A 12,496-nucleotide genomic window follows, 5' to 3' on the forward strand; every position below is an offset into this window, starting at 1 on the left:
ATGAAGCGTGGCGTTGAGGGGAGGGAGCGGCCGAGAAGCCATTCGTCAGATGACAGGCAGGCGCAGATATGGGCCTGCCTGCGAGACGTGATGGACCCGGAACTCGACGAGTCCGTCATCGACCTGAATTTCGTGACCAGGGCCGATGTCGACGCGAAGGATCGGGTCCACATCGAGTTCCGCTTGCCGACCTATTGGTGCGCTGCCAACTTTTCGTTCCTGATGGCGGACGACATGCGCCGGTCCATCAGCGCGTTGGACTGGGTCAAGGGCGTCAGCGTGGTCTTGGGTGAGCACATGTATGCCGACAAGATTAATGCGGGCCTCGCGCAGGGGCGCTCGTTCCAGGAAACGTTCGGCGCCGAGGCCGATGGCAGCCTCGATGATCTGCGTCAGACATTCCTCGTCAAGGCGTTCCAGCGCCGGCAGGTTGCGCTACTCAGTCACCTCGTCGCGCTGGGGCAATCGGCGGCAGAGATCGTGAGCCTGACGTTGACGGAGCTCGGTTGCCTGCCGCTCGACGATGCAGGTGAGACGCTGATTCAGCGCTATCTCGAGCGACGTGCCGTCGTAGGTCCGGCAAGCGGTGGTGAACCCGCCTTTGTCGATGCGAACGGAGCGCGGCTGAAAGCCGACGGCCTTGCCGCATACCTGTCGAATCTACGGCGCGTGGGCATCAATGCTGAATTCAACGGCGCACTGTGCCGCGGCCTGCTTGCCGCGCGGTTCGACCTCGACACACCGTTCGTACCGAAATCGAGGACGATGCCGGCGTCGCCGGGCACGTAACAGGTGCCGTGATGCGGGTGCGCAGCATCGATAACAAGTCCAGACCAGACGACCTCAAGGCAAAGTCGGGGATATAGAATGCCGAAGATCATGTTGCACGATGAAGCTGCGCGGGCCGCGCTGGGCCGGGGCGTCGCCAAGCTCGCCAAGGCGGTACGCGGAACGCTGGGTCCGAGGGGCATGAACGCGATCATGGACCGACCGATCGGCACACCGATCGTGTCGCGCGATGGCGTCAGCATTGCCAGCGAAATCGAACTTGAATGCCCGTTTGAGAATATGGGCGCGCAGGTGTTGCGTGAGGTTTCAGCGCGAACCAATGAGGTAGCCGGGGACGGCACCACCACGGCCACCGTGCTGGCCGATGTTCTTGTGCAGGAAGGCCTGAAATGTTTAGCGGCCGGCGCCAATCCGGTCGAGCTGGTTCAAGGGCTGGAGCTGGCGGTTAGTGAGACCATCACGGCGTTACGACGGTCGGCGAGACCGCTGCAGGGGTCTGCTGGCCTGCGGGCTGTTGCGAGCATTGCCGCCAACGACACAGCGCTTGGCGATATGGTCGGCGAAGCCTTCGAACGTGCCGGCAATCACGGAATCGTCGCGGTGGAATTTGGCAACACGGTCGAGACGACGCTGGAAATCGTTGAAGGCATGGCCTTCGATCGCGGCTATCTTTCACATCATATGGTCACCGATGTCGAGAAAATGCAGGTGGTTCTCGACAGTCCGTTCATCGTCATGACCGATCTCAAGATCCAGACCGGGGAGCAACTGGCTGGTGTGATCTCGCTCATCGAAAAGAGCGGGCGACCTTTGCTGATCATCGCCGAGGAAGTGGCGCCATCTGTCATCATGCAATTGCTGGCGCGTCGGGAGAAATCCAATTTCAAGGTTGCCGCGATTCATCCGCCGGAGTTCGGCCATTGGCGCAAGGCGATGCTCGAGGATATCGCGATCGCGACCGGAGGGCGCGTTATCTCGGCCGATCTCGGCGGGAGGCTCGAGAAGGTGGAGCTGCACGACCTCGGGTCCGCGCGCCAAGTGCGCATTTCCGCCTCGAAGACCCTGATCACGGCGGGAGGTGGCGATCAGAAGGCCATCGCGGCGCGACGCGAGCAGGTGTTGCGCCAATACGATGTCGCTCCCGAAAATATTGAGCGCGACAAGTTCCAGGAGCGCATCGCAAAACTGTCCGGCGGCACAGCGATGATTCTTGCCGGCGGCGCGACGCCGGTCGAGCAAAAACGCCGGACCCAGTTGATCGAGGATGCGATCAACGCGACCCGCGCCGCGATCGAAGAAGGCATTGTGCCGGGCGGCGGAGTGGCTTTGCTCAGGATCGCTGCAAGGCTCGACGAATTGATCAACCGTCTGGACGGAGGCGCCAGGCAGGGCGCCGAGCTGCTGCAGCGCGCGCTCAGTCGGCCTCTTTTCTACATTGCCGCCAATGCCGGTCTGAATGGAGAGGCGGAAGTTGCGAGAATTGCCAAGGCCACGAATGGCTACGGGCTCGACGTGCGCAATGGCTCGGCGGTCGATCTTGTCGAAGCTGGCATCATCGACCCGGTCAAGGTTTGCTACAGCGCGGTTCGCAATGCGGCATCGGTGGCCGGACTGATCCTGACGACTCAGACCTTGATCGCCAAGAAGCCGGATGACTACGATCCGACCGCTGGCCCGGCCCGGGGTGGTGGAGCTGAGCTGCTTTGAGCGGAGCCGATCATCGGTTCGAAGCGACCGCGCTCCGTCCATAGTAGGGCATGCTGCGATACTCGTAGCATCGGCGATTCGAGGCACTATGGCATCACTCGGGCTTCTTCTGCCCCAGTGCGCGATAGATGGTGTTTCTTGAGACGCCGAGGCGTCGCGCGGTTTCGCTGACGTTTCCGGCGGTCTCGGCATACACCACAAGGATTCGCGCGCGGTGGATGTCGTGGAGCGATCCGGACTCCGCTCCGGGGTGTTGAACGATGCTCTCCGCGCTGGCTTCGCTGATAGAGCCGTCCGCAGCGGCAAGGGTGAATCGCGCCAGGACGTTGCGGAGCTCGCGGACGTTGCCAGGCCAGGGACGTGCGGCGAGATGCGCAATGTCCGTCCGCGTGATTTCGCAATTCGGGTCGATCGCATTGAGCAGATGGCGAACGATGGCATCAAAGTCGTTGCGATCCCGGAGCGCTGGCAGGTTGACCTCGAGCGTATTGAGACGATAGAGCAGGTCGGATCGGAACCGGGCTTCGGCGATGGCCTTGTCCAACCTGGCATTGGTGGCGGAGATGAGAAAGACATCGACCTTCGATCTGACGCCGCCGACGGGGCGCACGGTCCAGTCGTCGAGCAGGCGCAGAAGCACCGCCTGCAGCGCGACGGGCATGTCGCCGATCTCGTCAAGGAACAGCGTGCCGCCGTCGGCCTCCTTGACCAGTCCAATCGCGCCGCCGCGCCGCGCCCCGGTGAATGCTCCGGCGGCATAGCCAAACAGCTCGCTCTCGATCAGACTTTCCGGCAGGGCGGCGCAATTCACTGGAACGAACGCGCCGGTCCGCCCACTCGCCATATGGGCGTGGCGGGCAAGCTGTTCCTTGCCGGTTCCGGTCTCGCCTCGGATGAGGATGGGCATCTTGCGTGCTGCCGCGGTCTCGACTTGACGGACGATGGCTCGGACCGCGGGGTCGTCCGCAACGAAGCCGGCGGCCATGCTCTGAAGAGACCGTGGTTCCGGCTTTGAATCCTTTCGGGCAGATGATGAGCTCGCGGTCTCGCGACCGTCAGATTCGGATCTCGATTTATGGACGTCGCGATGCGTGGTCAACTGCCGTCGTCGCGCATGCAGCACCACGATGGCGCCGATGCCGGAGCGTTCGTTCTCGACGAAGTTGAAGCTCGCGTTCGGAAGCAGCTCCTTCAACCTGCTCGGCCACTCATCGAAGGGAACCGTCTTCAAAAAGCGGGTTGGCGCGTCGTTGTAAATGCCGTGGCGATCATGCTGGAGTGCGTTCAGAGCACGCTCGGTGGCGTGGAGGATCGTGCCACGACGATCGAGCACGATGCATTCATCGTTCGCCCATTGCGATCTCCTGCCGAGAAAGCGGCACAGCAACTCCTCGTGTTCCTGTCGGACCGATTGGGCCAGAACGCTTTCCACGTGATGGCCGACCGCGACGGCCAAAGCCAGGCTCTGCGGATTGAAGGTGCTTGCAGGACCCGAGATGTCGACCACGCCAAGCAGTTCGCCATCGGTCGGGTCATGAACCGGGACGGCAGCGCAAGTCCACCGCTGCACCTCCGAGCAGAAATGCTCTGTACCGTGAATTTGGACAGGTTTCGATTCCGCTATCGCGGCGCCAATCGCGTTGGTGCCGATGTCGGCCTCGCTCCAGCGTCCTCCGTGTTCGAGATGGACTGCGCGGCCGGCGTCGATGACCCTGTCGTCGCCCTGCGTATCGATGATCAGCCCACTCGGATCGGTGAGGATCATGATTGAGTTTGCATCGCGCAGAAATGTTTTTGAGTTCTCGAGAGCGCAGCGGGCGGCATGACGGAGCGAGGCGTATTTGGAGCGATGACGAAACAACTCGGCGTCCGCGACCAGCGGCGCTCGCGCACGGTCGACGGTGACGTGATGGTTCCTGGATCGCTGCCACGACGCTGCGACCGATGATCTCAAGTCGGATGACAACGCTCCGCGCTCGACGAACTTCTCCCACGCCGCCAGCACTTCTCGTTGGTCCATCCCGGCTCCTCCGACGTGAAAGGTGCTGGACCCGCTCATGACGGGCCCTGCGATCATTCACCTGAATGCGGGGGAGTGCCTGCCGCAACTGCCGGTTCGCTCACGTAAAGTCCGACGGTAAGACCCTTCCCGGCCGCCGTGACGGCCGTCTGAATCGGATTCCATATCCGTCGCACCCGCCGTGAAGACGACCGCGCCTTCCGATCAAGCAACCCCTTCAGCGTTCCACGTCCCGAACGTCCCAGGCCTTTCTCTCAAGCCCGTTGACCGGATCAGCCTATACATTTTGAATGGTTCTAGCAAAGGTAGCGATCGAAGTTCCGCTGGGCCGCGGCTCGATCTGTTCGAAAGTCCGGGCTAGGCGCGCTGTAGTGCGGCGCAGCATCAGGGAATTGGGCGGCGCGCGCTAGTATCTTCGGTCATCCGCATGGGCCGCAGCTATGGACATCGGGGTGATTCACTTCCTGAAGAACGTGATGATGGCGGGCGGACTGCTCCAGATCGCGGCTTTCGGTGCGGGCGCTCTCAGCATCGACAACCGCGCGAAGAATACGGCGCCCTACACCGAAGCCGCCGTCACCAGCTAGGCTGAATTCGAATTCCGCAAGGCTGTTGAAAAACCCCAGTGGTCCCAATGACTGCTGGGGCTTCATTTTGCAGACGGTCGGAACCGCTTGGTTCCGCGAGCTCAAATCACCGGGGTTTAGGGGCCGATCCAGACGGTCATGCCCGGCTCAAGGCCTGCTAACTCTCCCTTCGGGTCGAGGCGCAGGCGAAGCGTGTTGCGGTCGTGATCGCCGATGACCCGCTCAGCTTGCCAGGTGGCAAACGTTCCGAGCGGCCGCAGCTCGGTGATGACCGCCTTGGTCGCGCCATTAGCGCCGTTCCGCATCACGTTCGCTGTTTCTCCCATCGCGAGACGATCGAGATGATCCTCGCGCACGTTGAACGAGAGCCATTGCCTGCCCGCGGCCTCGACCATCAGGATCGGTTGGCCCGCGCGAACATTTTCGCCGACCTCGGCGGCGATGACGCTGACCACGCCGTCGGCCGGCGCGCGCAACACCATCTTGTCGAGGCGGCGCTCGAGCACGGTGACCGCGGAGGCCGCAGCCTGCACCTGAGCGTCGGCGACCGCGCGCTCTTCCCGGGTCGGTCCCGCCACGGCCGCATCGTAATTGGCCTGGGCCTCCGCCACGCCGGCACGCGCGCTTGCAACGTCATTCTCGGCCTGGTCGAGCGACTGTTGGGATTCGAAGCTCTGGCGCGCCAGCGTGCTGGTCCGTGTGAGCTGAGCCTGCACGTAGTCGAGGCGGGCGCCGGCCTTGGCGATGGCGGCTTTCAGCGAATCGACCTGTTCGCGGCGCACGCCGGCATAGACGTTGTTGCGGCTTGCGACGGCGGACGCGAGCACGGCACGCGCCTGGTCCGCCTGCGCCGTCAACTCCACCGCCGAGAGCCGCGCCACGACGTCGGCGGCCTTCACAGAGGCACCCTTCTCGACCGCAATCGAGACCAGCTGGCCGTTGACCTCCGGCTCGACCCTGATCTCGGTCGCGCGCACGACGCCGACGATGGCGGCGGGCGGTGCCGCGTGGCGCATGACATAGAGCAGCGCGCCCGCCGCGACCAGCGCGAGCGGAATCGCGACGAAGGCGGCAGGTCTAAGGTTGGACATGTCCCTGTCTCCTCCTGACGGCAAATGCCGAGATCACCGCGAGCGCGAAGTAGCCGAGCGCCAGGCACCACAATGCGAGCCAGTCATGCGCAACCTCCCAGATACCGGCGCCGAGCTGGTTGACGCGCACGAGGCCGTCGATCGCGGAGTCGGCCGGGAATAACCGGCCGAACGCAAGGGCCACGTCCGGAATTGCTTCGCGCGGCCACGCGAAGCCGGCCATGAAGAACTGCGGCAGGCTCGTCGCCAGCAGCAGGATGGTTGCGTTCTCCGGCCGCGTGAACCAGGCCCCGACAGCCTGCCCCATGAAGCTCGTTGCCAGCAGAAAGACACTCGCGAGCGCGAGGATCTGCGGAAGATGGCCGAGTGTCGAAAAACCGTAGATCCGCGGCAGCACGATGAGATAGAGCGCGAGCGCAGGAAGGTAGACGGTCAGATGCGCGATGCCGCGGCCGAGCACGCCGGCAAAGGCTGCGCCTCCGCTCGCCAGCGCGGTGCCGGTCAGCATCGCTGCGCCGATCAGCAGGGTCTGCTGCAGGATCAGGATGAACGCCGCCGGAACGACGTAGCTCGCATAGCCGCCCACCGGGTTGAAGATCGGCTGCAGCAACACGTCGGCCGGGCTCGACGTCGCGAGCTTCGCCTTGACGAGGCTGCCATCCGAGCGCGCGCCGCGCGAAACCAGCTCGGACGTCAAGGTTCCGATGGCGGTGGCGACCCCGCTGGCGCTCGATCTGAAGATGAACAGATAGGTTGCGTCCGCATAGACGGGTATGTGGGCGGTGATGCCCTTGAGCACGTCGCGTTCGGTGTCGGGTGGAATCTCGACGGCGGCAAAGGCCTGCCCGCGATCGATCGCGCTGTGCGCCTCGGCGAGCGTTCGGGCGCGAACCGTCACGCTTAATGCGCCGCTCGCGTCCAGCGTCTCGACGATCTGCCGGCTGAGATTGCTGAGATCGTTATCGACGACCGCAATCGGAAGCTTGCGAAGGATCTGGTTCAGATAGGGCTGCGGATAGTAGATGCCGTAGACCAGGGGAGCGAGAAACAGCAGAGCGAAGGCGCCCCGCGTTCCCAGCACGCGCCGCCACTCCGCCACGAAGGCGCCGCCGACGCCGCGCGGTGTGGAGATGACCTCGTGTGGCTCGGCAGGCCGCGCTGTTGCGAACCAGCCCTTGCGGGTGACGTTCGCCATGCGCATCCACGCCAGGCCGGCAAAGACCAGCGCCAGGCCGGCAAGTGCAGCGAAGGGAATAGCGGAATCCGCGACCGGCAATCCCCGCGCGGCTTGTCCCAGCAGGACGGCCATGTACCAGCGAAGCGGCAGGATCGCGCTCCATGTCTGCGCAAAGGCATTCATGCCGATGGTGGGAAAGCCGACGCCGGCATAGCCGAATGCGGGCGAGGCAATGAGGCCCGCAAGCCCGAGTCCGGTGGCGAGATCGCCGACCAGAAGCTGGAGCAGGGCGCCGAGCGACAGATAGGCGATGATCAGCAGCGAGGCCGCAGCGATCATCAACGGCAAGTCGCCCTTGAAGGGAATCTCCAGCACACCCTCCAGGAACAGCGGCTCGGCCAGCATGATCAAAATGAAGATGCAGAACAGCGGCGCGAGCTTGCCGGCCAGCGCGACAAGCGGATCGCCGCCGGCGCTTTCGAGCCACGCCCGCGCGTCGCGGCGGCGGAATTCGGAGCCGACGGAATAGCCGGCGGCAAGGGTCATCACCACATGGATGATGGTCGGCAGCAGCGCGCGCAGCAGGAACTGCGCGTAGTTCTTCTGCGGATTGACGAGCGCCATGGTCTCCGCTTTGAGCGCACCCAGGGACGCTGGCGCAGGTGCCGCGCGACTGGCGGGAGCGGCCACCGCTGCCGCTGCGGAAAGTGAATCGCTCAGACCCGAGGATGCGATCCCGGAGGGAGTCAAAAACTGCTGGTTATAAAACCCGACGATCTGCGGGCGGCGCGCGGCCTTCAGGTCGCGCTCGAAATCCGGCGGAATGTGGACGGCCGAAATCGACTTGCCGGAGCGTATGTCCTGCACGGCCGTGGACAGCGTGCCGGAGCGGTCGACGATCTTCAGGCTTGGCGACGCCGCAATGTATTCCACCAGGGCACGCGACGCGTCCGACTTGTCCTCGTCGACGACAGTCACGCCGAGCCCGCGGATGACTGGATGGCTGAAGACCGTGGTGAGCACCACGAACGCGAACAGCGGCACGCCGAAGATCAGGAGCAGCGCCACGCGGTCATGAAGCAGCCAGCGGCACTCGCGCCGCGCGACCAGCAGAAATCCGGGCTTTGGCGCCGGCCTCATGGCCGCGACCGCCAGTCGAGATAGGCGCTCATTCCCGGTCGCAGCTCGGGCACCGGTTGCACCGGATAGGCACGGATCGAAAACGTCCGCAGGTCGAAATCACCCGAAGCACGCGTGGCCCGCCAGCTTGCATATTCGCCCTTGGTCGCGATGAGCTTGACCTCGACTGTCACCGAGCGGTCGCCGAGGGCGGGAATGCGGACATCGAAGCGATCGCCGACCTTGAGGCCTTTGACGAGATCCTCGCGCAGATCGAAATGCACCCAGAGGTCCGCGAGATTGATCAAGGTGACGAGCGGGACGCCCGGCGAGACGTATTCGCCGGGTTCCACATTACGCTGATAGATCTGCGAGGCTACGGGCGCATAAACCACGAGCTGGTCGATGATCGACTGGACACTTTGGATATCGGCACTGGCCTTTTCGACATTGGTATTGGCAATGGCCCGCTCCTCCTTGGTGTAGCCATTGACCGCCTGGTCATAGGCCGATTTGGCCTGGTCGACGGCGCGCTCGCTTTCGTGCAGCGCATCGGTGGCCTGATCGAGGCGGGCTTGCGGCGCATTGCCTTGCTCGGTCAAGGTGTGTGTGCGGTCAAAGGTCTTTTGCGCCAGCACCAGTGCCGCTTGGGCGCGCTCCATTTCCGCCTTCCGTGCCGCGATCACTTCCACCCGCGTTCCGACGAGTACGTTGGCAAGCTGGGCGTCCGCAACGGCCTTGGCCGCCTTCATCTGGTCGTGTTTGGCCAGCGTTTCCGGATTGTCGATCTGGACCAGCACCGCGCCCGCAGCGACGTTCTGGCCGCGCTCGACGGGAATCTTGCCGACCCGTCCGTCCACGCGCGCCGCGATATCGAGCCGCGTTGCATCGACCTCGCCTTGAACGAGCAATGGTTCGGGTCGTAAGAGATAGAAGGCGGAAAGCGCGACGACGGCAGCCGCAACGACACCGACGATGATGGAAGGAGTACGTGTTGGGTTGCGCGTGGTTTTCGCCTGTTCGTTAGCCGGCTCGTCGGGTGTGTTTTGAATGTCCTTGTCAGAGCTCGGCGCGTCCATGCCTGACTCCCTTTCTCGTGACGGGATGGCCCACTCTATTCGGTTGCCAGGCCCAGTCGCAATCGCGAAGCGGTGCGGTACTTTCAATACTCCGCGACGTGCCGGCGGCCATCTTATTCGGATTGCTCGTCGGGAAAAACACCCGTCACCCCGTCAACCCCTTGTTGCGGCTCAGCGCGGGCCGCTCTGTCCATCGTCCGCATCGCTCTCCGGCTCCCGGATCAGCACCACCGGCTCGTCATAGCCTTTGCGGCTGCTATAAAACACCAGCGCCATCAGGCCGACGCCGACGACCAGCGAGAACACCACGCCGAGCACCAGCGCGACATAGCCGGACGCCGGCACGCTGGTATCCGTGCTGGTCCAGCCGAGATAGCCGAGAACGCTCGCGGCGACGAGCATGGCGCACAACACCGCGATGACCAGCCATCTGGCGAGTTTGCTGTCTTGCGCCTTGGGCGGCGCCGGTTGCCCACCGGTCACGTTCATGAACCTCTCCTCGCGCGGCCGTCGTGCAGCGCTTACGGCGCGGTGGCCTTGGTCGCGATCGCATGCAGTGCGGCGGTCATCGCGCCGATGGCGGTTTTGGCCGGCTCGCCGACGCCGTGACGGCCGGCGAGATAGGCCGGATCGTTGTACGACAGCCAGGTCGCGCCTTGCTCGTCCTGCCAGACCAGCGCCTTCAGCGGCAGGTCGATGCCGGCGGTCTGCGCCTGCTGCATCAACGGCGTGCCGCCCTTGGCGTTGCCGAAGATGAGGAGATCGGTCGGCCGCAGAGTCATGCCGACGGCGGCAGCGCCCGCGGCGTGATCGACATGGGCAAACACGGTGAGGCCCTTGGCCTTCACCTCGGTCTCGAGCCGCGTCATCGTGTCCTGCGGGCCAAAATTGCTCTTGATGGTGATAAGTCCGTCTGTAGCCATTGCCTGCGTCTCCCAGAAACATGTCGCGACCAGTGCGAAGATCCGGACCAGCGTGAAGAGCCTCATGATATCGGGCTCACTTCTTGCGGAATAATCGCGCCGGGTCGAATTCCGGCTCCGGAATGAAGCCGTCGCGATTGGGCATCTTGATTTTCGGTAAGGAGTCCTTGTCGACCTTGCCGTCGGCGGGAACGATGCCGTTGAGGCTCAGGATATAGGCCGTGACGGCATAGGTCTCGTCGGTGCTGAGCGAGCCAGGCGTCGGATATGGCATCGCGCGATGAATGTAGTCGAACAGGGTCGTCGCATAGGGCCAGAAGCTGCCGACGGTCTTGACCGGCATGTTGGAGGCAAGCGTGCCCTGTCCGCCGGCGAGACGATCCTTGATGCCGCCCTGGCCGTTGTCGCCATGACAGGCCGCGCAATTGTCGGCAAAAATCTGCTTGCCCTGTACCGCCGTGCCGCTGCCGTCGGGCAGGCCCTTGCCGTCGGGGCCGACGTCGATGTCCCACAGCTTGATTTCCTGCGGCGTTGCCGGACGGCCGAAATCGAATGCCAGCGCGGGCGCGGCGAGCAGGCCGGCGGCGAGGATGCCGGCGAGAAACAGCTTGTCATGCGAGGACATTGCGGACCCTCCCGGCTTCGTCGATGCTCCAGGTCTGCTGGGCGTTGTAGTGAAACAGCGCGTTGGTCCCCATCGCAGCGATGAAGGACTGCCGGTCCGGCTGAACGTTGCCGTGGTCGTCGGTCGAACGGCTCACGATTTTTGTCGGCTTGCCGTCCCAGACCCAATCCATCTGGAAGCGCACTTGCGCCTTGGACAGCACCGGCTGGCTCAGTTGCGCCTGCTTCCATGTCTTGGCGCCGTCGGTGGAGATCTCGACCTTGGCGATCTTGCCATGGCCGCTCCAGGCAAGACCCGAGATGCGGTTATAGCCCGGCTGGATCTGCATCATGCCCGAGGGTTGGGTGATGACGGAGTTGGTTTCCATCCGCAGCTGGAACTGCCGCGCCTTGCCGTTGGCCAGCAGCTGCGTGTAGCGCGCTGTCTCCCAGCGCGTCATCCAGGGCTCGGTGCCGAACTTGAGGCGGCGCAGCCATTTGATGTTGAGGTTGCCTTCGAAGCCCGGCATCACCAGCCGCATCGGAAAGCCATGCGCGGGCCGCAGCGGTTCGCCGTTCTGGCCGTAGGCGACGAAAGCCTCGTTCACGATCTCGTCGGTGAGGGGAATGCTGCGATCGACGCCCGCGCCGTCGCCGCCCTCCGCCAGCATCCAGTTCGAGCCCTTGTCCTTGGCGACGAGGTCGATCAGGAATTTGAGCGGAACGCCGGTCCATTCGTTGGTGCTGACGAGACCATGCGTGTTCTGCACCGTCACGTCAGGATCGGCCTTTTTCCAGTTCTCCCAGCCGTTGCCGGTGCATTCGATGAACACGACGCGCGTCACCGATGGCATCCGCTTCAGATCCTCGACGCTGAACACCAGCGGCTTCGAGACCATGCCGTGGATCAGCAGCCGGTGCAGCGCGGGATCGATATCGGGCACGCCGGAATGGCTGCGCTCGTAATGCAGATCGGTCGGCGTGATGTTGCCGACGAGCTTCTGGTGCGGCGTCTTGGAATTGATGGCATCGCCGGGATCGACGTTGCGCTTGCCCGGCGTGGCCTCGGGGATGCGATCGAGTTTTGCAAACCGGGAGCGTTCGCTGTGCGCGCTGAGATCGGCGCCCGGCCCGCGATCGGGGACGTCGGCGAGCGTCTCGGCGCCCGCCGCCTCGGACGCCACCGCGCCAAGGATGCCCGCCGACAGGCCTCCCACGAAGCCACGGCGCGACACATTCGCAGGCCGTGGCAACAACTCGATTGGCGTTTTTGACGTCATATGATCTCCCCTTGATGAACCTGTTTTTTGGAAATCCCTGCCGCCTTCATGCCGTGACATTACCGAACACCGTGAGGATTGCTCGTTAGGATGTGTTAAAAGCCATGAGTACTGGTCCACT

General features: G+C 63.8%; 11 protein-coding genes. 3 read left to right on the forward strand and 8 right to left on the reverse strand.

Annotation, left to right across the window (positions count from 1 at the left end; all coding sequences use genetic code 11):
* Both ABIB99_RS13930 and ABIB99_RS13935 read left to right on the forward strand, forming a co-directional pair.
* On the forward strand, positions 1 to 789 hold the full coding sequence (locus ABIB99_RS13930) for a metal-sulfur cluster assembly factor (protein ID WP_256376462.1): 789 nt from the start codon (positions 1 to 3) through the stop codon (positions 787 to 789).
* A gap of 78 nt (positions 790 to 867) precedes the next feature.
* A complete protein-coding gene (locus ABIB99_RS13935) occupies positions 868 to 2,496 on the forward strand; it encodes a molecular chaperone GroEL (protein WP_063981235.1) in 1,629 nt (542 codons plus the stop codon).
* Positions 2,497 to 2,590: 94 nt separating this feature from the next.
* Here the strand turns inward: ABIB99_RS13935 and ABIB99_RS13940 are convergent, their stop codons facing one another.
* On the reverse strand, positions 2,591 to 4,516 hold the full coding sequence (locus tag ABIB99_RS13940) for a sigma-54-dependent Fis family transcriptional regulator (protein ID WP_502917500.1): 1,926 nt from the start codon (positions 4,514 to 4,516) through the stop codon (positions 2,591 to 2,593).
* 440 nt (positions 4,517 to 4,956) lie between these two features.
* Between ABIB99_RS13940 and ABIB99_RS13945 the strand changes: the two genes are divergently transcribed.
* Positions 4,957 to 5,103, forward strand: a complete 147-nt coding sequence (locus tag ABIB99_RS13945; RefSeq protein WP_187388109.1) for a hypothetical protein — start codon at positions 4,957 to 4,959, stop codon at positions 5,101 to 5,103.
* Positions 5,104 to 5,219: 116 nt separating this feature from the next.
* Here ABIB99_RS13945 and ABIB99_RS13950 read toward each other — a convergent pair whose 3' ends face one another.
* The 7 genes from ABIB99_RS13950 to soxC form a co-directional block, all read right to left on the reverse strand.
* Positions 5,220 to 6,194 (reverse strand): HlyD family secretion protein, encoded by a 975-nt coding sequence (locus tag ABIB99_RS13950; protein ID WP_063981237.1) that lies wholly within the window; start codon positions 6,192 to 6,194, stop codon positions 5,220 to 5,222.
* Positions 6,181 to 8,511 carry an ABC transporter permease gene (locus tag ABIB99_RS13955; protein ID WP_354176223.1) on the reverse strand — a complete coding sequence of 777 codons (2,331 nt, stop codon included), beginning with the start codon at positions 8,509 to 8,511 and terminating at the stop codon, positions 6,181 to 6,183. The genes ABIB99_RS13950 and ABIB99_RS13955 overlap by 14 nt, the downstream gene beginning before the upstream one ends.
* Positions 8,508 to 9,569: an HlyD family secretion protein gene (locus tag ABIB99_RS13960; protein WP_354176225.1), complete on the reverse strand. Its 1,062-nt coding sequence runs from the start codon at positions 9,567 to 9,569 to the stop codon at positions 8,508 to 8,510. Before ABIB99_RS13960 ends, ABIB99_RS13955 begins: the two co-directional genes overlap by 4 nt.
* A gap of 171 nt (positions 9,570 to 9,740) precedes the next feature.
* On the reverse strand, positions 9,741 to 10,058 hold the full coding sequence (locus ABIB99_RS13965) for a hypothetical protein (RefSeq protein WP_354176226.1): 318 nt from the start codon (positions 10,056 to 10,058) through the stop codon (positions 9,741 to 9,743).
* Between the two features lie 32 nt (positions 10,059 to 10,090).
* On the reverse strand, positions 10,091 to 10,558 hold the full coding sequence (locus ABIB99_RS13970; RefSeq protein WP_085399585.1) for a DUF302 domain-containing protein: 468 nt from the start codon (positions 10,556 to 10,558) through the stop codon (positions 10,091 to 10,093).
* 10 nt (positions 10,559 to 10,568) lie between these two features.
* The gene (locus ABIB99_RS13975) at positions 10,569 to 11,117 is read right to left on the reverse strand and encodes a c-type cytochrome (RefSeq protein WP_354176227.1); all 549 of its coding nucleotides are present in this window, start codon (positions 11,115 to 11,117) and stop codon (positions 10,569 to 10,571) included.
* Complete coding sequence (gene soxC / locus ABIB99_RS13980; protein WP_354176228.1) at positions 11,104 to 12,375, reverse strand: sulfite dehydrogenase; 1,272 nt, start codon at positions 12,373 to 12,375, stop codon at positions 11,104 to 11,106. The genes ABIB99_RS13975 and soxC overlap by 14 nt, the downstream gene beginning before the upstream one ends.
* Positions 12,376 to 12,496 lie beyond the last annotated feature (121 nt).

It is taken from the genome of Bradyrhizobium sp. LA6.1, assembly GCF_040547805.1.
Taxonomy (GTDB): Bacteria; Pseudomonadota; Alphaproteobacteria; order Rhizobiales; family Xanthobacteraceae; genus Bradyrhizobium; species Bradyrhizobium barranii.